The sequence below is a fragment of the Vibrio sp. MMH1-50 genome, from assembly GCF_022347645.1.
Classification (GTDB): Bacteria; Pseudomonadota; Gammaproteobacteria; order Enterobacterales; family Vibrionaceae; genus Vibrio; species Vibrio harveyi.
In genome coordinates this window covers 1-23,434 of the sequence record NZ_JAKRGG010000037.1, presented here as the reverse complement: position 1 = coordinate 23,434, position 23,434 = coordinate 1, and the positions used below count along the sequence as shown (strand labels likewise).

Here is a 23,434-nt window from a genome sequence, read left to right as displayed (position 1 = left end):
CCAATAAACGGACTCCAAATCACTTAGTGTTTTTCTCTCGAACTGTAATTCCAAGAGTTGGCGTCAAGACTTGGTGCCGAGCAACGGTATTGGGTGCCTTAATAAGTTTCAAATACACCAGAATTGTAGTCTTGAATCGCTTGTTCAATCTCGTCGATGCTGTTCATCACAAATGGACCATAATGCACAACAGGTTCATTAATTGGCTCGCCAATAAAGAGCAGTACTCCGCTAGCGTCATTGGCTTGCAGCTCTACCCACTCACCTTGCGAAAGCAGTGCCATCTCACCTTGCATGACCACGCGCTCGCCCACTTTAATACTTCCTTTATAAGCATAGGTCATCATATTGTGATGTTTCGGTGTCATTAATGTCATTGTCGCACCTGGATGCGATCGCCAATCAGCAACCGTCACCGGTACACCCGTTTTACTTAGCGGTCCTTTGACAACCTCATCGCCGATGCTTAACTCGCCAGAAATAACACGAACCAAACCATGGGACTCTGCGCGATGCTCGGTAATAGTTTCCGGTTGGAAGTCGTGATATTGCGCCGGAGACATCTTGTCTCGTGCAGGTTGGTTAATCCAAATTTGGAAACCGTGCAGCTCGCCGTCTTTCATGATTGGCATTTCACTGTGAATCACACCACGACCAGCAGCCATCCATTGCGCACCGCCAGAACGAAGCTCACCAATGTTTTCCATATGGTCACGATGTTGGAAATGACCGGTGAGCATATAAGTTAGTGTTTCAATGCCCCGATGTGGATGTGGAGGGAAACCACCCACATAATCTGCACGTTGGTCTGATTTAAGCTCATCGACCATCAAGAATGGTGAAAAGCTCGTGTTATTGAATCCGGCTACGCGACGAATTTTAACCCCATCACCATCTGCGGTTGCATGCGATGGAATGATCTGACGAATCTCTCTCACTGTGCTCATAATATTGCCTCCCTTATTGGTATGGACTCATTGTAGGAAGGGGGATGCCAAATCATGAGGGGATGAAATTGTTCTACTCCATCAGTTTTTTCGAACGAAAAGAATTTGAAAAATAAATGTAGCTATTTTTTAAACACCCTGTATAGTGGCGGCTGGCTCTAGAAAAGAGCTGTTAATGCTACATTTAGTTTAAGTTCCCTCTCAGTAACACCCTGAATCCTTGATTCAGACTCCTGCGTAAAACTTCCTCTTGATTGCACATTCAATAGCTTAAAAAAGATCCATCACAATTCGTATATTATTGTTTAATTTCAGAGGTTTTTATGTCTGGTAAAGTAACTGGTTCAGTAAAATGGTTTAACGAAACTAAAGGCTTTGGTTTCCTAACTCAAGACAACGGCGGTCAAGATGTATTCGTACACTTCAACGCAATCGTTGCTGACGGTTTCAAAACTTTGACTGAAGGTCAGAAAGTAAGCTTCAATGTAGAAGAAGGTAAAAAAGGTCCTCAAGCGACTGAAGTTACTCCTCTATAAGATAGCTTTTCTTGGTGCAGCATTTCCTCGCTGCACCAAACTCTCTCCCCCTTCAAAAAATTCCTCAAACTTAATATTTAGCAATTAAATTTTGCTTGGTTTTCTGCTGCCTAAAATATACCCAAGTAACCTCGAGATGCTAAGTTCAGCGAGAATGACTTGGTTTGTAGACGCGGCGGATACGATATCCATCGTTGGAACACTAGATCTATCGAACCCGATAGCCATCGTTGGTATTTCACTTACTTAAAATTAGGAAAAATTATGTCTAGAAGAACAGGTCGTCAAAGACACTGGTACCAATTATTGAATAAAGAAAAGATCACCAAAAAACAGGAGAATAAATGATAGAGATTGAATTCTGTTTAAAACAACCCGACATCTCTTGGAACGCCAAAATTCATCAACTCAATAGTGATATTTTAAGGCGCCATATATTGCCAAAACTCCAATCTGCTTGTTATCTCATTGATTTTAAATACTGTGAGAAAACCTACTCCGGAGACATTCTGTGTGACTCAGGTTCAAAGCTAGGAAGTTTTATTATTAAATAAATCAATTTTCGTGCATTAATGAATAATGCGGATATTTAGGAAGAATTTCCAAAGGAAAAATCATGGCAAAGAAAAGCAAGAAGCAAATTGAGCAAGAAAAGAAAGAGTCCGAACAAAACGCCGCAGCGATTAAACAACAAACGCGCCGCCGAATTGAGGACATCATGGAGCAAAGAGAATTTGATAAAATGTTCGAACTATAAATACATTCCATTTCCTTTTCTCTACTCTTCTCAATTTAAAATATCGACGTGCAAGGTATCGCCACCCCTCTTCTCAGTTCACAATGAGCAACGCACAATAAACTCGATATGACTCCCAATGTTTCTCGCATGGTGTGGTTCAGTATTAGCCACTGAATATTCGACGCTCAGCAAGGTGTGTGCTGACAACGAAGCCATCATGCGATGAATCACAGCCTCGATACAGATCTCCATCGCTCAACTAAACCAACACTTTTTTGCCTTTCCGTTCTCCACAAATAACAATTTCATCAACGACTCTAGCCAAGCTTCAATTTTTGCGTATAATCGCAACCGTTTGCTTCGTATAACCCCAATGATATGGTTTGGGGGTCTCTACCAGCTCCCGCAAAGTGCTGATTACGAAGAGTCGAGATCACTGTGGATCTTACTCTTTGTAATGGCGTTCGATTTTTCTCAATCTATACCTATCCTTAGAGTAATTGCATCCACAACAACCATAAGAAAAAGTGGGAGTTTATTATGAACGCATTTATTCAAGGTCTTCCAAAGGTAGAGTTACACTTACATATCGAAGGTTCGCTAGAGCCAGAACTGTTGTTTGAGCTTGCACAGCGCAACAACATCGACATCCCATACGAATCACCACAGGCACTGCGCAAAGCGTACGAATTCGAAGATTTACAGTCTTTCCTAGATATCTATTATCAAGGTGCTAACGCGCTGCGTACAGAACAAGATTTCTATGATTTGACTTGGGCATACTTAGAGCGCTGCAAAGCCGACAACGTCATCCATACTGAGATCTTCTTTGACCCACAGACCCACACCGACCGTGGCATTGAGTTTGAAACGGTCATCAACGGTATTCACCGAGCAATGCAAGATGGTAACGAGCAGCTAGGTATTACGTCTCAAATTATCGCATGCTTCTTGCGTCACCTATCGGAAGAAAGCGCCATTGAAACGCTGCAATCAATCATCAAACATCAAGACAAAATCATCGGTGTAGGTTTGGACTCTTCAGAACTCGGTCACCCGCCAGAGAAATTCAAACGCGCTTTCCAACAAGCAAAAGCAGCAGGCCTATTGACGGTAGCGCACGCGGGTGAAGAGGGTCCGGCGCAAAACATCATTGACTCTGTTGAGATACTTAGCGTTAGTCGTGTGGACCATGGCGTTCGCTGTGTTGAAGATGCTTCATTGGTAGATGCGCTTATCGAAAGTAAAATGCCACTAACGGTTTGTCCATTGTCGAATATTAAGCTGTGTGTGTTTGACCAAATGGAGCAGCACAACATAGTCGATTTGCTGCGTAAGGGGGTCGCGGTGACGATTAACTCGGATGACCCGGCGTACTTTGGCGGCTACATGACGGATAACTTTAAAGCGGTCAGCGATGCTCATCCAATGACGAAATCAGAACTGGCTCAGTTTACGGTTAATGCAATCAACGCCAGTTTCATTGATGAAGCGCTTAAAGCGAAATACCGTACTCAAGTCGCGAACTACTTGGCAAGCCACTAAATATTAGTGCTAGGTGACTAGGGTTTGCTGACTTTTCTAACAGATTTTCGCCGAGAAAGAACAACAAACCCTAGCTCTTTGTCACGACGCTACGCTTAAACTGGTTTTGACACAATTTCTTCCTGAATTCTTGGCGAGATAAAGCGCCTTATCAGCGCAGGCAACCAGTTCATCGAAGTTTTGCCCAACTTCTAACGTTGCAACACCCGCGCTAAATGTCATGCACGTCACGGGCGAAAAGTTCTCCTGTTTCATTTTCTCTTGTAAGTTGAGAGCGATTTGCTCGCCTTGCTCAATCGATGTATCTCTCAGTAGAATGACAAACTCTTCCCCGCCCCATCTTGCAATAAGATCTTGTTTTCTCAAATTGTTACTCAGGAAATCGGCTATATGCATTAGCACTTGGTCACCCACATCGTGCCCAAAGGTGTCATTCACCACTTTAAAATAGTCAAGATCAATAAGAATCAGAGAAGTAGAGTGAAAAGGTATCGTCTTATTGGTCAATTCTTGATGTACTTGGTTAATTAAAGCTCGTCGATTGAATAAGTTCGTCAATGGGTCATACATGGCTAACCAAGTTAACTTCTGATTATTTTCGTTGAGTAATTTCACAGACATCGCGAGGTCGTGATTGGCATCGTTCAGCTCGTTAGTTCTGCTCGCCACCACATCTTCCAAGTTTCGATTATGCTGTTGAATCTCTTCTATGGTGTTTTTAAATGCGTTAGACAATTGCCCAATTTCATCCAAAGAGTTTTGCCCAGCAAATTCGGTGTAGTGACTGCTGACCGAATTTTTAACGTCCTGCGTTAACTCCACAATCGGTAACGTCACAGAGTTGGTCAGATAGATGATAATCGGTAGAAAAACGATGATCACCACCGATAAGGTAATGGTGACGTCTTCTACTAGTGCTTTGATATCAAGGAATATGTCTGACTCTTCCGTTGTGACAAACAACGTCCAACCCGGCAGACTATCAATGGCAGAAAAGGTAACGATCTTGGATTCACCCACATTCTCATCATAATAATGTCCGTAGCCGATATCGTGCTGTCGTGTTTGCAAGGCAATATTCCCAAAGCCTTCAAAACCGATACTGTCAGAATCAAAGATATTTGCCGCTAGAATAAGCGTGTTATTCGGGTGGGAGACCACATTTCCGTAATTGTCGGCAATCCATGCATAACTACTGTTTCCAAGTTTGACTTTGGACAGTCTCTTACTCAAATAGTCAATAGAGATGGATACTCCAACAATACCACTCCACTCATTTTGTGAATTAAAAACAGGGACACCCAATGCAATCAACGGCTCTCCTGTCACCAAACCAATGTGCGGCTTAGTGACATGGTATTTTGCCTGTTGCCAGTTAACATCCTCAGTTATGTCTGCCAGCGTCACTTTGGTTCTGCGACCTTGGTAATCGACCAAGTTCCATTCATTGTCGACGAACAAGGTATTGACCACCGCGTGTTTCGACATGCTTTGCAGCCATTTCAGTTCTTCAATAATGAATGGAACATCACCATGCTGAACCCTTTGGTGCCCACTGATGGTTTGAAGTGAGGCGATGTTTCTTTGTAGCTCTTGGCTAATCACATCAGAATGAAGGTTTGAAACTTGAATCGAGTTTTTTAAGGCAACACTAAACACACGTTGTTGCTCTTTAAAATAAAGGGCACCAAACAAAATCAAAACAAAGCAAATCGTCATCAAGGTATAGATGACAATGAACTTAGTTCGAATGCTCGTGAAAAAAAACCGACTTCCCTGCACAAAAGCCCCAGTGATATTGAGGAATATATTTACAGTCTAGTGTCTCATTAAAGAACCATCCATACGGTATAGTGAAAATATTCACTTTAATCTAATGATTTTCGGTAAATTTCTCAGCGGCTAATAAACACTGCTCTCTCAACCACTGATGACTAGGATCATTTGTGCGAGAAGAATGCCAATACATGGCGACATCAATTGGATCTTTCATGAAGTCTGCTTTTAGCTCTTTGAGCTGATAGAGGTCGCAATACTGCTTCAGCAAGGTTTGTGGCATCAGAGCGAGATAATCACAACGCTGCACAACCGGCAATACTTCAATAATGCTACTCGCCTGCCATGCCACATCACGTTGACCTAAGAGTTTTTCATCCTTGATTCCTCGACCAATTAGGTAACCATTTTGTTGATTGAACTGAGACAAAGTGACGTGCTTTTCATTGAGGTACTCTTCGACACTGATCCTGTTGCCCGTTAAGCGAGGATGATCTTTGCGACACACCACGGTCAACTTATCAGACATCAATACTTTAGAACGTAAATGTGGATGCAGATTAGTGTGAGCCTCTATCACCAAGTCACACTGCTGGGTTCTCAGTAGGTTCGTCAAATCCATGGTGTATAACGGTTCAATGCGTGTGCTGGCTTTTGGCGCTCTCTCACTGATCAAAGCGGAAAGTTCAGGAAGAAGAGTAAAACCGAACACACTAAGGGAAGAGATCACAAAACGCTTATCGCACTCAGCAGGATCAAACCGAGTATGTTCTGGCAGCATATATGCGATGCTCTCTACTGCACTCGCTAATGTCGGGTAGATATCAACTGCAAACGCCGTTGGTGCAACGCCGTGGCTTTCACGAATGAATAACGCATCCCTAAACACCTCACGAAGCCTGACTACCGCTTGGCTGACCGCAGATTGACTCACACCCAGACGTTGCGCCGCTTTGGTGTAACTCTTCTCTTCCACAATCGCCACAAAGGTCGGGATAAGACTGTAATCTGAGTGCTTCATAGATTATGTGTTCTCTAATATTTTCATGCTGACATTAGCTTAACTTATATCATATATCACTCAACTTATGGCGTTTTTTCATACAATTCCGCGCATGTGATTACAAAAGACAAAACAATAATCACGCGCTCAACGTTTTACCCTCACACATTGACAAAAGGTATAACTATGAACGTCATAAAAGCCATAGGTCGTGTCATTTTTGCGATTTTTATGGTGCTATTAAAGTTCTCACTTTTCATGGCTCTAATGCTCGGTGGAGCTTACTTGCTTGCGCCTATGGGTACGATCAATTCGAAAGATATTGATATGAGCTTGTTTACCAATACCCCTAACGACACCATGATGGTGATCTTCAACTCCGAGTACTTCAGCGGTTATCTATTTTCCGTCACCATAGCGCTTGCCCTTTTTGTCATCTATTTGCTATGGCAGATCCACGAAGTTGCGGTACATCGAGCTCAAGAGAAGAAAAGTTCTCATATCCAATTGGTATTTGCGCTTTCTCTATGCGGTTTGTTCATCCATAAAGCGTGGTGGGTGCTGGCGTTAATCATTGCGTTCGCCAACTGGGAACACATCGGCAGCTCACTAAGCAACATCATTCGCAATAGTCGATTGGCTTCACAGCCACAAACAACGACCAAAACAGCAGGGGAATAATCCATGAAAGAGGTAATGATTCCGTACATTCTGATCATGTGGATTTTGGTCTCAACGGGTGCGATAAAATGGACGTTCAAAAGCGCATTTTGGATTATCTCTGGTGGTGCATTTATTCTGGTGGTATTAGGAATACTCTCACGCCTTTGGGCTCCAGTTGATTTGACCTACTCATCCACCGTAAAAGCACCTCATTCGGTTCTTTCTCCCCTATTTAGAGAACAGATTGACCACATCTATGTCGACCACAACCAAGAAGTGAAGAAAGGCGATGTGATCTATACGCTCGTCGACACCACCTCTTTGGCAGACGTAGAAAAAATTAAAGCAGGGATTGTTCAGCAAGAAGAAAATGTGGCGCAGTTGAAGCGCGACATCATTCGCGGCAAAACATCACCAGAGATCTTTAAAGGTCGAGACATCGAATACTACGAGTCTCAACTGCGCGTTGCAGAAGCCTCGTTAAAATCCCTGCATGCCGACCTGCAAAAGACCCAATTTGAGCAAAAGCGTAAGACAGTTCGAGCGCCTTATGATGGGCAAGTTGCGGTAGTGAATGTCGCGGATGGAAGCCGTGTCGGCAATATGCACATCTACGATACGTCACGTAAGTTCTTAGAAATGCGTATACCTGACCAAACCTACCGCTATGTTGAAAAAGGACAGTTTGCCGAATTTTACGTCGATGCTTACCCAGGCGAAGTATTCCGCGCTCGTGTACACAGCATTACGGCAGGCACTGGGGAATCCTCTGTCTCACCATTGCAAGGACCACAAAGCGTCCGTCAGCATGTCGGCGCAAATACCAGTAGCCATGGTCGTACCGTGATTCTGGAGATCTTCGAACCGGAAGGCAAAACCATCCCGATCGGAGCCACTGGTTCAGCATGGATTGCAGCGAATAAGCCACACAGTTTGTTCGGTTTCATTGATGTTATCGGCGCAGCAACCGTCCGACTTCATTCTTACAAGTCTTATCTAAACGCAATGTAAAAAATAAACAAACCGTCCACTGAGGCGGTTTGTTTTTATGATGCCAATTAAGACCTTACATTTCTTCCGTGGTTAGCCCGTGGTTTTAGCGCTAGACTGAGTGGGCTAAATAAAGCTACCCAAAAGGAAGAAAATCATGATTCAACAAGGTCAAGCACTGCCAGCGGCAACGCTAAGCGAACTGACTGCCGATGGTATGGTTAACCACCAAGTGACAGAACTGTTTGCGGATAAGAAAGTGGTTCTGTTTGCGGTTCCTGGAGCATTTACGCCAACGTGTTCAGAAGCGCACTTGCCAGGTTATGTCGTATTGGCTGACCAACTTAAAGCGAAAGGTGTGGACCTGATTGCTTGTGTTTCTGTTAACGATGCATTCGTGATGCAAGCTTGGGGTGAAGCGCAAAACGCGTCTGAGTTATTAATGCTTGGCGATGGCGACGCAAGCTTTACCAAAACACTGGGCCTAGAAATGGACACCGGCGGTTTTGGTGGCGTTCGTTCACAGCGTTACGCGATGATCATCGACAACGGTGTGGTCACCACATTAAACGTTGAAGAGCCAAAGACATTTGAAGCAAGCAAAGCGGAAACCATTCTCGCAGCGCTGTAAGCTCAACGCTAAGATCACAAAACGGAAGCCTCTGCGCTTCCGTTTTTTCTATCTGAACTCACTGATTTTACTAGCTCAGCGCCACACATTTAATGAAGATGAAGTTCGGGAATGTCGCCAAGCGTTGGTAATGTTCTTCTGAGATTTCACGAATCTTCTCATTCACCTTACCTTCTGAGATCGCCAACATCGCCATGCCAGCCCCACTGATCGCATCGGTAATGTCTTGCAAAGAGCGACGATAGAATGCCACAGGAACTGGCTCACCAACGGTGTTCCACATATCTTCTACAAGCTCTTTGTCGTAATAATTGCCTGAAGCAGAACACTCAAAATCCGCAAATGGATGATGAGTCGAAAATACGAACTGACCACCTGCTGTTAACACACGTTGGATATCATTAAACAAAGGGCGAAGATCTTCGATGTAATGAACCATGAGCGGACAAATAACAAGATCATATTGCGCATCTCGCTCTTCTGGTAAGCCTAACGCCAAGTTTTGCGCATAAGCTGTAACTGAATCACCCAACTTACCCTTAACGATATCAATCATCTCTTGCGCAGCATCAATACAAGTCACAGAGCTTGCGCCTCGCGCCAATAGAAGCTGTGCGTAAATACCCGAACCGCAGCCTAAATCCAGCACCCTTTTACCTGTAACATCACCGATAAGTTCAAAGGTATTTGGACGCTCAAAGTGCGCGTTGTACAGGTTATCTTGTGCTGCCACATCGTATTGCTTTGCGTAGGTGGTGTACATTTCTTGCTTCATGGTGACTCCAACAGAAAAAGTGGGATGCGAAGACTAAAAAATACCCGATAACAAGTAAAGTCAAAAGCGCGTTAGAAGCGTGATCTTGCGTGTACATTGGAGAAGATCGGTGACTGATGGTTCAATTGAGCCTTTCCAACCGATTGCAAAGGCTCGATGTGTAACAACAAAGTGTTTATTGGAATGACAAGAACAGCACTAGCGCATACGTACTACACTGGTTTCTTGCTTGCGTTGCATTTCAGCAAACGTCATGACGAAAGGAGAAGATTGCTTAACTCGACTTGGTAAAGAAGAGAGTGCACTGTAGGCATCTTGCTTGGTCTTGAAGTCACCCACCGTCACTGTGTACCAACGAGTGCCGCGGCTGTTTTTCCAGTTCACCCATACCGGATGTTTCGAGTCAATGTAACGAATGTACTCTTTGACATCTTTTTCTTTCTTCAATGCCAACACTTGCATGGTGTAATGGTTTGGGTTGAGGTAGCCGTAAGCATCTTGTGATGACATTACCCCCACACATTGCCCCGTTTCTATAGGTTGATGCTGAGGCATAACACAACCAGTAAGTGACATAGCCAAGGTCAAAGATAGAATCTTGCGCACGCGTAACTCCGTTTTTGTTCTGAATGGTTCTCTTTAAGAGTGCTCTACGCTGAGTAGGCGACCGCAACGACAGAAAAATGAAGCACAAAACAAAAACGGCAGATTGAACGCTTCAATCTGCCGATTCGTTTACAAGCAATGTTGCCAATCTTCTTTATCGTCCGTCAGGAAATACCACCTGATTCTTACCGTTTTGCTTCGCTTCATAGAGGCTTTTATCTGCGCGGCGGAAATATTCGTCGTTGTACGTGAAGGTATCAATCTGCCCACCATGACTTACTCCAACTGACGTAGTGATGTGCAAACTTCCCTCTTCGGTTTCGAACAACGCGTCATCAATGTGCTGACGAATTTCTTCGAGACGTTTCGCTAGGTCATCGGTTGCTCTTAATAGCATCAAGAACTCTTCACCGCCCCAACGAATCAACAACTCTTGGGCATGAACATGAAGCCTCAATCGTTCTGCAAAACCTTCCAAAACGCGGTCGCCTGCCTCATGTCCGTGAATATCGTTAACGTCTTTGAAGTTATCAATATCAAACAACACAACGCGATACTCTGTTTTTGCATCTAACTGTGCAGGGTGATCAATCTGATCATAGTAAAAGCGTCGGTTATGCAATTGAGTCAGTGGGTCAAGCAAAGAAAGCTGATGAAGCTCTTGGTTTTTTCGCTGCGTCGCTAAGACTTTAGACACCGTAAGCGCCAGTACGACAGCACAAACCGCTATCCAGATAATCGCAATCTGAAAGCGCAGCTTCTCTTGATCCAGCTCCGATTCCGCCAAACGTTTTTCTACTTCCAATACGTCTCTTTCACGCTGGATGTGCTCTGTCGCAAACGCCTGTTCTAAATCATACACTTTGCCGAGTAACTGCTTCTTACTGTTAGCAGAAAAATGCTTAAAGGAATTCAAAGCGTTCTCATACTCGCCAAGTTGTTCGAATATCTTTGCCTTCTGTTCTTCAACTCGAATCAGCCAACGTTGATGCTCTATCGAACGAAACGCAGCCGCACTCAATGCCGCACTTTGCATCGCCTTATCTAAGTCTCCGAGCGCCAATTGAGACTTCGACATAATCAAATAACACTGTCCATATTCAATTGGAAAGTCAGCAGCAGAAGGCAACATAACACACTGCTGCGTAGTTTCGAGCGCTTTAGTAAACTGCTTTTCCAGCAACAGCATGTCAGCTTTGCCTTTCAGCTGAATTAGATGATGGCGAAGGTTCGTTGAGGTTGCCTTGTAGAACTCTTGAGATTTCTCATAAGCAGCACGAGCAAGCTCAACGTTACCCTGTCGGTTATAAACATGCGCTTCGTTGAGATACAGAATCTGTAGCCCTCGCGCTTTATGCCCTTGAGCGTGACGCTTTAGATAAATCTGCTGCGCTTTTTGGATGAACTCTAACGCCCTATCCCAGCTTTCAATATGCAGATAAAGCAGCCCTAGGTTGTTATAGATTGTCCCTTTGTACGCCTCTTGCCCCACTTTATTGGCGATATCTATTGCATCAAGGAAATAGCGCTGGGCATCGACTAATTGATTGGTCGCATTATTTAGCGCCCCCGCGATATTGTAGAACCGTGGCAATAGAGAGTTAATTTGCTCTTTTTTGGCGATATCAATGGCAAGTTTTATCTCAGTCAATCCAACATCATTACGCCCGTGCAAGGTGTGCTGCATGGCACTGTCTGCCAAAAGTACTGCATCAAGCCAAGGTTGTTCAGTTTCACGAGCGATGGTCTGGAGCTGCCCACGATACTCTGCCGCAAGTTGTGGCTCATCGTTCGCACGAGCAACACGATATTGCTGATACAAGGCGTAGGATTTTTCAAGCTCAGTCGAAAAGGTGTTGCCGATTGCAGCCAGTGCTTGTTGTGCGCGCTCCGGATCACTGTACGCCAATGCACTGACATCCAGCAATGCCTCACCTTGAGCTGATTTAGCAAGCAAAACCTGAGGATCTTGGCTGATGATTTGTTGAATATTTTCACTTGGCGAATCCTTACGCCAGTAATCGTGTAAAGCAAAAGCGACCACTACCCAAAGCAGTGCCGCTAGCAAAGTGACAACATAGCTTTTTCTCACGAAGTATTACGTTCCATCTCGATTGTATTAAGAATTTTCTTTTTAGAAGCATCTGATTTATAAGCGAACAATAACATCAATCCGATACATTCCCAAGTGCGCATAAGAATCGATTTTTATATAAATGCCACGGTCATATAAATGTTGCTCTAATGGCAAGATTTCCTGTCATCCTTGTATTGGCGTTGTGGGAAACCATTGGGAGAAAAAACTGAGCTTTAAATAAACAAAAAGCCGCAACTTAAAACTAAGATGCGGCTTCAAATAAAATCAGAGAAAAAAGAAGGTTAGAACCAGCTTGCAACCAAACGCCTGAACCAATCCACTAGGCGCTTAAAGATACCGCCTTCTTCTACTGGCTCAAGTGCGACGAGATCCGCTTCTTTCACTACATCACCATCCACTTTATATAGGACTTTGCCAACAATTTGATCTTGTTGAATCGGAGCCATTAGGTCGCCGTTGTATTCCACTTCTGCTTCCAACTTGTTCACGTCACCTTTCGGTAGCGTTAGGTAAATATCGCGTTCAACGCCAACTTTAAGTTCGTCTTGGTTACCCATCCAAACACGTGCTGTTGCGACTTCTTTACCCGCTTGCGTTGGCACAACAGTATCGAAGAAACGGAAACCGTAACTCAGAAGCTGTTTGCTCTCTGATTCACGTACGCTTGGGCTTTTTGCTCCCATAACAACCGCGACTAAGCGCATGTCGCCATTGGTAGCAGACGTTGCAAGGCTGTAACCGGCACCGCTGGTGTAACCCGTCTTCATACCGTCAACGCTCATACTACGGTCACGCAGCAAACCATTCCGGTTGTATTGAGTAATGCCGTTGTAGGTAAACGACGTTTCACTGTACAGCGGGTAGATATCAGGAAGATCACGGATGATGGCACGACCTAGCGTTGCGATGTCACGCGGGGTCGAGTACAAACCATCACTGTCTAGACCATGTGGGTTGGTAAAGGCAGAGTTCGATAAACCAAGCTGGTTCGCCCAGCTATTCATCAAACCAACAAAGCCTGCTTCACTTCCGGCGACGTGCTCAGCAATCGCGACACTGGCGTCGTTACCTGATTGCACAATCAAACCGCGGTAAAGATCGGAAAGCGAAACCGAGGTACCAACTTCGATAAACATTTTTGAAGAATCAGGGAAGTTCTTCGCCCACGCATTGCGGCTGATCACCACTTCATCGTCTAGGCTAATGTTGCCTGACTTCACCTCTTGCCCCGCGACATAAGCGGTCATCAGCTTAGTCAAACTCGCCGGGTTTAGGCGTTTGTCGGCATCACGTTCCACCAGCACAGTGCCAGTGTGGTAATCCATTAAAACATAGCCTCGAGAGCTTAACTCTGGGGCATTAGGAACAACGGTAGGAGCAGCAAAACTAAACGCAGAAACAGCGGTCAAGGTGGTCGCTAACGTAGCATTGATTAAAGTGTTTTTTCTCATAGCAGCATTCTGTGGCTTACAAATTAAGTCGAGTATATGGAAACGCTGTTCAGTTACAGCAGCTCTGTTACGATTGGTTACGTTTACTCGATATTTGTCGAAAAGAATGCGAAGTCGGTTGGAGTTTGTGCTTATAAGTTAGCCAAACATGTCTATCGAGAATCACGCGAATTTGTAACCACTCACGTGCTTTGCCCCTCCCTTTTGAACAAACCTTCCTCTACAACAAAAACCAAATATTTACACATCAAAACATTACACCTCATTGCATTTTCAACTAAAAATTACATTAAAGCGCAGTCAAACCCTTTAAAAAACCTATCAATTTGCATTGTTTTACACAAAACATTATGATTGCGTCGCATTTTTTAATTTGAACTCAAAACAATTGGAGGGCGGTTTTAGTGTTTTTCTTACTCAAGAAGGGCACATTTAATAAAGCGTACATGTTGTATTTATGGATAATGCACTAAAAAAATATAGTATCGACACTACCGACTATCAGGTTGGTCAAGATAACGTTCAAAAATGGGGATTTGATATCCACAATCCAGTATTTGGGATTAGTGCTGGTCTTGTTCTTCTCTGTCTTGCTTCTCTATTAATCGTTGATCCTTCAACAGCCCGTGATGCCTTAAATGGCGTAAAGAACAGCATCATTTCTGACTTCGATGTGTTCTTCATGTGGTCAACAAACTTCTTCATCGTATTTGCTATCGCAGTCTTACTGTCACCACTAGGTAAAATCCGCATTGGTGGTAAAGATGCGCAAGCAGAACACTCAACCGTTTCTTGGTTATCAATGCTCTTTGCCGCAGGTATGGGTATCGGTCTTCTGTTTTGGAGTGTCTCTGAGCCAACGGCTTATTTCACTGACTGGTATGGCACGCCCCTGAATGTTGAGCCTTACACAGAGGAAGCGAAATCCCTGGCTATGGGTGCAACCATGTTCCACTGGGGTATTCACGGTTGGGCAATTTACGCCATCGTGGCACTTTCGCTGGCTTTCTTCGCCTTCAACAAAGGCTTACCACTTTCATTACGCTCTGCGTTCTACCCGCTATTTGGTGATAGAGCTTGGGGCTGGTTAGGTCACGTCATTGATATTCTTGCGGTACTTTCAACCCTGTTTGGTCTTGCGACTTCGCTTGGTCTGGGTGCACAGCAAGCAACGAGCGGCATCAACCATGTATTTGGTCTGGATGGCGGCATTGGCATGCAAATGATCGTTATCGCATTCGTAACCTTTATTGCCGTACTTTCTGTTGTTCGAGGCATCGACGGTGGCGTTAAGCTACTGAGTAACATCAACATGGCGGTGGCATTCGCTCTACTGGCTTTTGTGCTATTCATCAGCTTTGATGTAGCAACAACGTCGATCTGGGATACCACAGTCGCATACGCAAAAGACATCTTCGCACTGAGTAACCCTCACGGTCGAGATGATACCGAATGGATGCATGGTTGGACGGTCTTCTACTGGGCGTGGTGGGTATCTTGGTCACCATTCGTCGGTATGTTTATCGCTCGAGTTTCGAAAGGTCGTACGGTTCGTGAATTCCTATTCGCTGTTATCGTTATTCCAACCACAGTAACACTGATTTGGATGGCAGTATTCGGCGGTATCGCGCTTGATCAAGTGGTCAACAAAGTCGGCGAGCTGGGTGCGAATGGTCTTACAGATATCTCACTAACCCTTTTCCACGTTTACGATGCAATGCCGTTTAGCTCGGTCATCTCGGTATTATCTATTGTTCTGATTTTAGTGTTCTTTATCACTTCTTCAGATTCTGGTTCACTGGTTATCGATAGCATCACTGCTGGTGGTAAAATTGATGCGCCGGTACCACAACGCATTTTCTGGGCATGTATCGAAGGCTCTATCGCTGCGGTAATGCTGTGGATTGGTGGTAAAGAGGCCTTGCAAGCGCTTCAATCCGGGGTGGTGGCAACAGGTTTACCTTTCACTTTTGTTCTATTGCTGATGTGTGTCAGCTTGATCAAAGGCTTGAGATCGGAATTACCTGCCTATCAGAACACCGCGCGGGAACAATCTGTTGCTTAATTTAAGCTGCACATAATCTAGAGAAAACGAGCGTCAATATGGCGCTCGTTTTTTAGATATTAAACAAATAAAAAAAGCCCTAAGCATCTGGGCTTAGGGCGAAAGCAATGAATTGCTAGCTAAGGGCCGTTAACTCACCACTGGAACAACGCTGTATTCATGAATGATGACTCGTCCACTCTCATCAATCGACACTTGCCATGTCTCATTAACGTTTAAGTTGACTGCTTCACCTTTCATCATCGAATCATCATAACTGTCTGCTGTTAATCGAATACGCAGTTCCACTTGAAAACGATCACCATTAGGTTTCACTTCGATCTGCTGAACGTCGTGGTCACAGTTTGGTTTAAAAGTCGCACGGGCAATCGCATACCAATCACGAAAGCCATCATGACCTAAAAATTCACCTTCTGGCATCGACCATTTCACGTCTTGCGCTAGCTTGTCTGTGAAGAACTCCGTCCCTTCTTCTAAAACATCAAATTTGGTGAACCACTCAGCAACAAATGTCTGCATACGGCTCTCTGGTGAAGCGGTGATTTCTTCAATCTGTGCAGCTAAGCGGCTCGCATGATCTTTTGCACGTGCTTGCACTTCTTCCAACTTGTTATACACATTTGGAATGTACACCATACGATGGGTATAAACTGGCTTACGATAGTTCATACCCGCCAAATAAGCCGTTTGTTGGAATGGGTAAACAAACTGCTCGATAGTAAAGTGGTTGTAACCAAGTGGATCGTAAGACTCTGCAGGTCCACCAATCGTAAATGACAGAATGAAGTCTTTGCCTTTTAGCTTGTCGCCTTCAGGACCGTAAGCGAAGTTAAAACTGAATACATCATCTACCCACTTTTTCAACAACGCCGGTGCTGAGTACCAGTAAAATGGGAATTGCAACACAACCACATCAGCACTCATAAGCGCAGTTTGCTCTGCCTCAACATCAATTTGGTAGTTCGGATACAGAGTGTCTAAACGACGAACTTCAATATCACTAAGCCCTGCTTTTAGCTCGTCTAGGATAACTGTGTTGGTGTATGACTCATCTAGGTTTGGGTGACCTGAAATTACCAGTACTTTGCTCATCGTGATTCCTCTGTTTCGAAGTGTTAACCGATGAAGAGAGAATACGCTGAAGTAACCTTTAGTTTTAGATGCTCTTTACTTAAATTATTATTAGGTAGAAACTAACAATAAACGCAACACTAGGATGAAACATGAACGGCACCACCTACAATCAATTAATGATGTTCCATACTATTGCACAAGAAGGCAGCATCACCGCCGCAGCGCGTAAGTTAGAAATCGCACCACCATCGGTGAGTCAGGCATTAAAAATGCTGGAAGAACAACTCGGCTTGCCATTATTTACCCGCACCACTCGTCGCATTGAGCTGACAGAAGCAGGGCAACGCTTATACGATCGAACACTGACTACCATGTCTGATCTTAACCTCGCAGTCGAGAGTGTAAGTGATTTGAGCCGAGTGCCATCGGGCAAAGTTCGTATCACGGTGCCACGCTTTGTTTATCAATCTTTGCTCAAACCTATCTACATTGAGTTTTGCCAACGTTATCCCGATATCCAGTTGGAAATTTCTGTTTCCGATAAAACTGTCGATATCATTCGTGAAGGGTTCGATATGGGTATCCGCTTTGGCGATAAAGTGGAAGAAGGAATGATTGCACGTCAGCTCACTCACCCAGTGAAAGAAGCGTTATTTGCATCACCAAGCTATGTCGCGCAGTTCGGCTTACCCAATACGCCAGAAGACTTAAAAAAGCATAAGTTGATTCAATACCGCTTTATCTCTTCTAATCAAATCGCACCGCTGAAGTTGAACAACAAAGGGGAAGCCATCACCGTCGACATGCCAAGCGCGCTGATCGTCAACGACACCGATCTCATGGTTGACGCTGCCATCAACGGGTTAGGCATTGGTCGTATTGTGACGCCTATCGTACAAGAGGGCTTTCGCACTGGAGAGTTGGTGCCTGTGCTTGAAGAATATTGGCAGCCCTATTCTGGCTTATATGTTTACTTTCACAAGAACACCCAAAAAGCTAAGCGGGTTCGTGTGCTTATCGACTTCTTAATCGAGAAAACACACCACTAGGGATCAAAAAAAGGAATGCACAAGCATTCCTTTTTCGTTTAGTACGATGAAGCGATTACGCAGACTTTTTCGCTAGTGCGGAATCAATGTCTGCAGCGCTGTGACGCTCAGGTACCTGTTCCCACTCTTCACCCCATGAACGGTTAACAATACGACCACGTTGTACTGCTTCGCGTTCATCAATCGCTTTCGCCCAACGCACAACATTCTTGTAGCTCGCCACATCTAAGAACTCTGCCGCATCATACGCACGACCCAGAACAAGGTTACCGTACCATGGCCATGTTGCAATATCGGCAATGCTGTACTCGTCACCACCTAGGAATTCGTTGTTCGCAAGGCGCTTATCCAGCACGTCTAGCTGACGCTTAGCTTCCATAGTGAAGCGGTTGATTGGGTACTCGAACTTCTCTGGTGCATACGCGTAGAAATGCCCAAAACCACCGCCTAGGTATGGCGCAGAACCTTGCAACCAGAACAACCAGTTCATTACCTCAGCGCGCTTCGCGCCTTCTGTTGGTAGGAAGTGACCAAACTTCTCTGCTAGGTAAAACAAGATGTTGCCAGACTCAAAAACATTCACCGGTTCAGCACCTGAACGGTCAACCAAAGCCGGAATCTTCGAGTTCGGGTTTACTGACACAAAGCCTGAACCAAATTGGTCACCATCGCCGATCTTGATCAGGTATGCATCGTATTCAGCTGCTGTTACGCCTGCTGCCAAAAGCTCCTCAAACATGATCGTCACTTTCTGACCATTTGGCGTACCCATTGAGTAAAGCTGAAATGGGTGCTCACCAACTGGAAGCTCTTGCTCATGACGCGCGCCAGAATCCGGACGGTTAATGCTCGCCCACTGACCGCCATTTTCATTATCGTTTGTCCAAACTTTTGGTGGAATGTATTCGTTAGCCATTGTTATCCCTTATTGTGTTTGAATGCATCTTCAAACTGACGGCTCTAGCACGCCAGCAAGCATTATTGAAAGTATCCCTTCGCCTTTCGCTTCGGGCATAACCAAGATATTAGGTCTAATTAACCAAATAAAAGTCCTGTAATCTCTTTTAGTTAGAACCTTTGGTTATGGGAATTTCTTTCAGGGTATATACCCAAACACCGCGTTAATGTGAGCTAGGTTCGAGATACCAACAATGATGAGCAGATCAGACTTAACGGTCCATCCAACATATCCGTCTTAATCAAGCTCGCATCATGGCAACAGCTAATCGACAGCGCAAAACCGTGTAAGTAATCCGCCAGCAGATCCAAACTGTCTTTCTCTACTTGCTGGGATAAACCCAAGGGTTGAACAATCAATTGATAGCGCTCAGTAAACACTTGAGCCGGTCCGTGGGATGTCATGCTCAACATGGTTTGCAACAGCCCGTTATACTCACGCAACAGCTCAATATAACTAACGCACAGGTGTTTGAGTTCGCTTTGCCAATCTTCATTTGCTTGCGGTTGATAAATGTCTTCCACCAACGATGTTGTTAACGCTTCAAGCAAAGCATTTTTGTTTTTGAAGTAGTAATAGGTCGCCATAGGATCCACATTCAATTGGGTCGCTAGCAGGCGAATACTTGGTACCTTTCCTTCCTTTTTCATCAATAACTTAGCCGACTCCAAAATGCTTTCTGCACTCAGTTGTGACTGCTTTGCGGTCGGTCTTCCACGTTTCTTTTCGTTGACAGACATTTGATCTTCTCGATAAACTCAGCATTATTCTACATTGTAGAATTAATTTTAACCCATACTTTAGCTTGGCTCAAGCATCACTACTTTGATGAGGTACTCATGGCAAATATCGTATTTATTGCAACCAGCCTGGACGGTTACATCGCAGATAAACAAGGCAAACTCGACTGGCTACAATCCGTACCAAATCCCGACAATATTGATACTGGCTTCTTCCCATTAATGGAACGTATTGACGGCTTAGTCATGGGGCGTAATACCTTAGATGTTGTGCTGAGTTTTGATTGTGATTGGCCGTACAGTAAACCCGTGTTCGTACTCAGCAATACCATGACAGAAGTCCCACAGGGCTACGAAGACAAAGTCTTTTTAGTAAAAGGCGAGCTAAAAGATGTGCTTACTGACCTGAATGCAAAAGGCTTTAACGAACTATACATCGACGGCGGTGTGACGATTCAGAGCTTTTTAAAAGAAGATCTTATCGATGAAATGGTGATCACGCGCTTCCCTATTCTACTTGGCGGCGGCGCACCTTTATTTGGTGATTTGCAACAGCCACTCAATTTTAAAGTGACCAATTGCGAAGTTGTTTTGGATACCTTAGTACAAACCACTTACGTGCGTGAAAGGTAATCTACCTAGGTAATTTAAACAAAAGAAAAACGCCCTTCCTAGAGATAAGAAGGGCGTTTTTTATTCGTATTGTTCTAGCTTGGCGGAGCTCGTTTTTGGACGAGGTCAACGCCACAAAGTCATCCCGTGCATTGAGCCTAATGTCTATTCATGATGTAGTCGGCAGTAGAATTGCGTAAGAATAAAGCTCGTACTTACTCTCTAGGTTTTGTTTCTCTATGAAATTCTTTTCTTTCTGCGAGTAAGGTTTTTTCGCCTCCAAATCAAGGAAAATACCTTGATAACTCCACCCTTTACGACGCAACTTACTCACTGATTGCTCTCCACTTTGTAGCTTTCTTCCATACCTATCTCTGACTGTCACAATAACTTTTGTATTTTCAGGCTGCTCATCATATCCGTACCATATTAATGCCTGGGATTTTTCACCCAGTATAAATGGGTCATCGTTTGGGATATCTGAGCATTGAACAACGGTAAACGTTTGGTTTTCTCTGTCTTTCTTGTCGTGTTGGTGAGATAAGTATTTCAAGCCTGCAACCGGTTTGAGTTTATAGTTGTAGTTGGCAGAATCATATTCAAAGTACGAGTCATCGTAATGTGGATACATAGCCTTTTCAAACCAATCCCCACTTGGATTATCGACAAATTTAATCTCTGGTGCAGCGTGACTTTCGACAAAAGAAGGCGTGTATTGATAGGTCACTTCAAAAAGATGCTCTTCCATGTCTGGGTTGGTCAGTGAATCAAACGCTCGTCCCACGGATTTCTTGATTTTGCTAATCGAGTCAGGATGAGTTAGATAGATTTCAATTAAACCGTGCCCTGCAATATCTACCGTACTCGGTGCTATAACGGTATTTGGTACAGGGACAGAGCCGATTCCTGTTAGTTGCAAGCCATTAATAACAAGGTCAGACGTTGATAAAATATAGTCACTATCGGGGGTTAATGTTGGCGAGGCCGGCGCAATATGAACCACGTGAATATTATCTGCGTCGTATCCTAATTGAGAAACGACATACTCGTAAGATTGATTCACCCATAAGTTTCCTTGCGAGTGAGCAATATAAATTAGCTTTTTGCCTTTCCATGTATTGGAATCATTGATGAGTTTATGCTGCATCTGAGTTTTTTCAGTATCAGGTGAATCAATCGAAGCACTCAAGAGTTGTAAAAACTCACGAATCATCGTATTCATACCTTGGCTGACAAGATCAGAAACAAACCCTTTAAACCATGAAAAAGTCGCGCTAATTTTTTGGATAATGGAACTGTCCTGACGTCCGCTAACAATTTCCCAAAACGCTTCCCATCGGTCAAACTGCTTTTGACCCAACTCTTCTGTTCTTTGGTCAAAAGTTTCAGCAAAATCAGCTAAAACATTCAACCCGTTACTTTCAATGTAAGAGTCATTATAGAACAGTTGGTATTCAACGGGCTCACCGTTGAACTGTTCGATACCAAGAGTCGACTCTATTTTGTACTTCCCCTCCTTAGCCGAGTCTCGCGATGTAGCGACACCATTAAAAAAACTTATTGTGTATCCTTCTATATCACAGGAGTTCGCACTAACATGCACGGGAAGCACCATGCAAAGTAAAAAAGCATTTGTTAGCTTATTCACAGTACTTTTCCTCAGCTGGAAGCGATGTACTGACTGCACCATCTTGCAAATGATTGTAAGCCAGATAAGCCATAGTTCTGGCTTTTGTATTGTATGTTAATGCTCTGATTGTTTTAGAAGTTTCGATTAAATCATCTACTGGGATACCCACAAAATCTTTGCAAGCGATGACTTTATCGTATTCGTCACCAATCGCCATGGCTTTGTCAATATTAGCCTCAGTCTTCTCACTCCAATCATGATATAGATTCTTTTGAGAGTAACGCGCGTTTTGCTTAAGCGCACTGCGCACCGGCTCTGACACTTCTAACGCATTGATGAATGCCTCAATATCGTCGCGTATTCCGTCCTTGTTTTCATCACGACCAGTCAGGGAGTCGCTTCTGTCTAGTGTGTAATCAAATTTTCGATATAGCAGAGCAAATTGGTCATCAATTGTAGGCTGAGCTTTAAGTTCTTCAGCAAGCTCCGGTGTTTTTTTAAAACTCTGATATTGGCTATTGTGATTTGGCGCTGAAGGCGTGGTGTTTTGCTGGTTACAGCCAGAGAGAACAAGCAGAGCGAGTAGCGATATTTTTTTCATATGCATAATCCATGTTTTTTATAGATATTACATCTGTGCTTTACGGATAGACCAATTGCGTTTTGTTATACCGAGTAAACAACTGGCAACTTAATTCTCTAAATATTTATGCCTTTATCTTGAAACCAAAACGCCCTTAACCTAAGCGAAGGACATTTTTTAAATTGTTTAAGCTTAACTAAACTCATTGTTAGGCATAATCATTTGAGGACATTAACAACAAATAACTTCTATCCATAAGCTGTCGCATAACACACCTAAGGAAATTTCAGTCTAATATACTATTGAAAAAAGCAATATTCTTGTTAACGGCAAATATAATAGAAAGCCGCTCCAATGAACTGACGTCTCATTTTTGACAACAAATCCAAATTGAGCACTATCTTGCCTTAGACAATATTGTCAGTTCTGTTTTCGGCATATAGCATGCCAGAGATAAACTATATGCATATCAATAGTTTGGCTATGCTTAGAGATTTACTATCGTTAACACACCTCAGTTTTCTGTTAGTTTTTACACTTTCAGCTTTTGGCTCGGAGAACAAAATGTTTAGAAAGAAAACGGTTCAGCTGTTCCCTCCAGTGACTGGAAAACTTACCAACAATGGCTCTCCCTTACATGGTGTTAAAGTAAAAAGAAGCTATGAATTTATCGATGTTACCGATGGTGAAATACATGACTACACGACAACTGACAGTGAGGGACGCTTTAGTTTTCCTGAGTTAACCATGCAATCACGCCATGCCGACAATCCCTTTGCTACCAATGTTATCTGGCAAGGTATTCGTATTGAAAGTGATGATCCAAGCAATGCTGAAGATGATGAAGTCTACCTATGGGATGCGAACTCTCGAGGGGTTACACATAATGCTTACTTTGTAGAGATGTTATCTGCTCTAAATTGCGATCTATCGAATAGTGAAGAAGTGATTTATGTGTATAAC

The 23,434-nt window shown here is 43.8% G+C and carries 23 protein-coding genes and 1 riboswitch; of the genes, 11 read left to right on the top strand and 12 right to left on the bottom strand.

Annotation, left to right across the window (positions count from 1 at the left end; all coding sequences use genetic code 11):
- Nucleotides 1-98: 98 nt before the first annotated feature.
- Entirely contained in the window at nucleotides 99-947 is an 849-nt protein-coding gene (locus MHO32_RS20720; protein WP_038897832.1) for a pirin family protein, read from the bottom strand.
- Between the two features lie 323 nt (nucleotides 948-1,270).
- On the opposite strand from MHO32_RS20720, the gene cspE reads away from it, so the two are divergent.
- The 4 genes from cspE (at nucleotide 1,271) to MHO32_RS20700 (ending at nucleotide 3,767) form a co-directional block, all read left to right on the top strand.
- Entirely contained in the window at nucleotides 1,271-1,483 is a 213-nt protein-coding gene (cspE, locus tag MHO32_RS20715; RefSeq protein ID WP_005452678.1) for a transcription antiterminator/RNA stability regulator CspE, read from the top strand.
- Nucleotides 1,484-1,827: 344 nt separating this feature from the next.
- The gene (locus MHO32_RS20710; protein ID WP_239213711.1) at nucleotides 1,828-2,037 is read left to right on the top strand and encodes a hypothetical protein; all 210 of its coding nucleotides are present in this window, start codon (nucleotides 1,828-1,830) and stop codon (nucleotides 2,035-2,037) included.
- Between the two features lie 62 nt (nucleotides 2,038-2,099).
- On the top strand, nucleotides 2,100-2,240 hold the full coding sequence (locus MHO32_RS20705; protein ID WP_005452683.1) for a hypothetical protein: 141 nt from the start codon (nucleotides 2,100-2,102) through the stop codon (nucleotides 2,238-2,240).
- A gap of 322 nt (nucleotides 2,241-2,562) precedes the next feature.
- A riboswitch (purine riboswitch) is annotated at nucleotides 2,563-2,662 on the top strand.
- A gap of 100 nt (nucleotides 2,663-2,762) precedes the next feature.
- On the top strand, nucleotides 2,763-3,767 hold the full coding sequence (locus MHO32_RS20700; protein WP_239213709.1) for an adenosine deaminase: 1,005 nt from the start codon (nucleotides 2,763-2,765) through the stop codon (nucleotides 3,765-3,767).
- 81 nt (nucleotides 3,768-3,848) lie between these two features.
- On the opposite strand, the gene MHO32_RS20695 is transcribed toward MHO32_RS20700, so the two are convergent.
- Both MHO32_RS20695 and MHO32_RS20690 read right to left on the bottom strand, forming a co-directional pair.
- A complete protein-coding gene (locus MHO32_RS20695) occupies nucleotides 3,849-5,486 on the bottom strand; it encodes a sensor domain-containing diguanylate cyclase (protein ID WP_038897831.1) in 1,638 nt (545 codons plus the stop codon).
- A 154-nt stretch (nucleotides 5,487-5,640) separates the two neighbouring features.
- On the bottom strand, nucleotides 5,641-6,564 hold the full coding sequence (locus MHO32_RS20690; protein WP_239213707.1) for a LysR family transcriptional regulator: 924 nt from the start codon (nucleotides 6,562-6,564) through the stop codon (nucleotides 5,641-5,643).
- A 168-nt stretch (nucleotides 6,565-6,732) separates the two neighbouring features.
- Between MHO32_RS20690 and MHO32_RS20685 the strand changes: the two genes are divergently transcribed.
- The 3 genes from MHO32_RS20685 to MHO32_RS20675 all read left to right on the top strand — a co-directional run bounded on the left by MHO32_RS20685 (nucleotide 6,733) and on the right by MHO32_RS20675 (nucleotide 8,830).
- A complete protein-coding gene (locus MHO32_RS20685; RefSeq protein WP_005452687.1) occupies nucleotides 6,733-7,227 on the top strand; it encodes a hypothetical protein in 495 nt (164 codons plus the stop codon).
- Between the two features lie 3 nt (nucleotides 7,228-7,230).
- Nucleotides 7,231-8,220, top strand: a complete 990-nt coding sequence (locus tag MHO32_RS20680; protein WP_050907481.1) for an efflux RND transporter periplasmic adaptor subunit — start codon at nucleotides 7,231-7,233, stop codon at nucleotides 8,218-8,220.
- Between the two features lie 136 nt (nucleotides 8,221-8,356).
- The gene (locus MHO32_RS20675) at nucleotides 8,357-8,830 is read left to right on the top strand and encodes a peroxiredoxin (RefSeq protein ID WP_050933210.1); all 474 of its coding nucleotides are present in this window, start codon (nucleotides 8,357-8,359) and stop codon (nucleotides 8,828-8,830) included.
- A gap of 70 nt (nucleotides 8,831-8,900) precedes the next feature.
- Here the strand turns inward: MHO32_RS20675 and MHO32_RS20670 are convergent, their stop codons facing one another.
- The 4 genes from MHO32_RS20670 to MHO32_RS20655 form a co-directional block, all read right to left on the bottom strand.
- Complete coding sequence (locus tag MHO32_RS20670; protein WP_005452694.1) at nucleotides 8,901-9,605, bottom strand: class I SAM-dependent DNA methyltransferase; 705 nt, start codon at nucleotides 9,603-9,605, stop codon at nucleotides 8,901-8,903.
- Between the two features lie 198 nt (nucleotides 9,606-9,803).
- Nucleotides 9,804-10,211 (bottom strand): SPOR domain-containing protein, encoded by a 408-nt coding sequence (locus MHO32_RS20665; protein WP_239213705.1) that lies wholly within the window; start codon nucleotides 10,209-10,211, stop codon nucleotides 9,804-9,806.
- Between the two features lie 154 nt (nucleotides 10,212-10,365).
- Nucleotides 10,366-12,303 carry a tetratricopeptide repeat-containing diguanylate cyclase gene (locus MHO32_RS20660; protein WP_038897827.1) on the bottom strand — a complete coding sequence of 646 codons (1,938 nt, stop codon included), beginning with the start codon at nucleotides 12,301-12,303 and terminating at the stop codon, nucleotides 10,366-10,368.
- A gap of 287 nt (nucleotides 12,304-12,590) precedes the next feature.
- Complete coding sequence (locus MHO32_RS20655; protein WP_239213703.1) at nucleotides 12,591-13,760, bottom strand: D-alanyl-D-alanine carboxypeptidase family protein; 1,170 nt, start codon at nucleotides 13,758-13,760, stop codon at nucleotides 12,591-12,593.
- Between the two features lie 457 nt (nucleotides 13,761-14,217).
- On the opposite strand from MHO32_RS20655, the gene MHO32_RS20650 reads away from it, so the two are divergent.
- Nucleotides 14,218-15,825, top strand: coding sequence for a BCCT family transporter (locus MHO32_RS20650; RefSeq protein WP_005452704.1), 1,608 nt, complete (start codon nucleotides 14,218-14,220; stop codon nucleotides 15,823-15,825).
- A 129-nt stretch (nucleotides 15,826-15,954) separates the two neighbouring features.
- Here the strand turns inward: MHO32_RS20650 and MHO32_RS20645 are convergent, their stop codons facing one another.
- Nucleotides 15,955-16,917, bottom strand: coding sequence for an NAD(P)H-dependent oxidoreductase (locus tag MHO32_RS20645; protein ID WP_045486507.1), 963 nt, complete (start codon nucleotides 16,915-16,917; stop codon nucleotides 15,955-15,957).
- Between the two features lie 131 nt (nucleotides 16,918-17,048).
- On the opposite strand from MHO32_RS20645, the gene MHO32_RS20640 reads away from it, so the two are divergent.
- Nucleotides 17,049-17,948, top strand: a complete 900-nt coding sequence (locus MHO32_RS20640; RefSeq protein WP_005452707.1) for a LysR family transcriptional regulator — start codon at nucleotides 17,049-17,051, stop codon at nucleotides 17,946-17,948.
- A gap of 55 nt (nucleotides 17,949-18,003) precedes the next feature.
- Here MHO32_RS20640 and yghU read toward each other — a convergent pair whose 3' ends face one another.
- Nucleotides 18,004-18,864 (bottom strand): glutathione-dependent disulfide-bond oxidoreductase, encoded by an 861-nt coding sequence (yghU, locus tag MHO32_RS20635; protein WP_009697048.1) that lies wholly within the window; start codon nucleotides 18,862-18,864, stop codon nucleotides 18,004-18,006.
- 215 nt (nucleotides 18,865-19,079) lie between these two features.
- Entirely contained in the window at nucleotides 19,080-19,646 is a 567-nt protein-coding gene (locus MHO32_RS20630) for a TetR/AcrR family transcriptional regulator (RefSeq protein WP_239213692.1), read from the bottom strand.
- A gap of 99 nt (nucleotides 19,647-19,745) precedes the next feature.
- Here MHO32_RS20630 and MHO32_RS20625 point away from each other — a divergent pair, with 99 nt between their 5' ends.
- Nucleotides 19,746-20,279 carry a dihydrofolate reductase family protein gene (locus MHO32_RS20625; protein ID WP_009697046.1) on the top strand — a complete coding sequence of 178 codons (534 nt, stop codon included), beginning with the start codon at nucleotides 19,746-19,748 and terminating at the stop codon, nucleotides 20,277-20,279.
- A gap of 148 nt (nucleotides 20,280-20,427) precedes the next feature.
- Here the strand turns inward: MHO32_RS20625 and MHO32_RS20620 are convergent, their stop codons facing one another.
- The gene (locus MHO32_RS20620; RefSeq protein ID WP_443088422.1) at nucleotides 20,428-21,873 is read right to left on the bottom strand and encodes a hypothetical protein; all 1,446 of its coding nucleotides are present in this window, start codon (nucleotides 21,871-21,873) and stop codon (nucleotides 20,428-20,430) included.
- 25 nt (nucleotides 21,874-21,898) lie between these two features.
- On the bottom strand, nucleotides 21,899-22,489 hold the full coding sequence (locus MHO32_RS20615) for a chromosome partitioning protein ParA (RefSeq protein WP_239213797.1): 591 nt from the start codon (nucleotides 22,487-22,489) through the stop codon (nucleotides 21,899-21,901).
- 546 nt (nucleotides 22,490-23,035) lie between these two features.
- On the opposite strand from MHO32_RS20615, the gene MHO32_RS20610 reads away from it, so the two are divergent.
- A partial coding sequence (locus tag MHO32_RS20610) for a carboxypeptidase-like regulatory domain-containing protein (protein WP_239213688.1) occupies nucleotides 23,036-23,434 on the top strand: 399 nt, incomplete at its 3' end.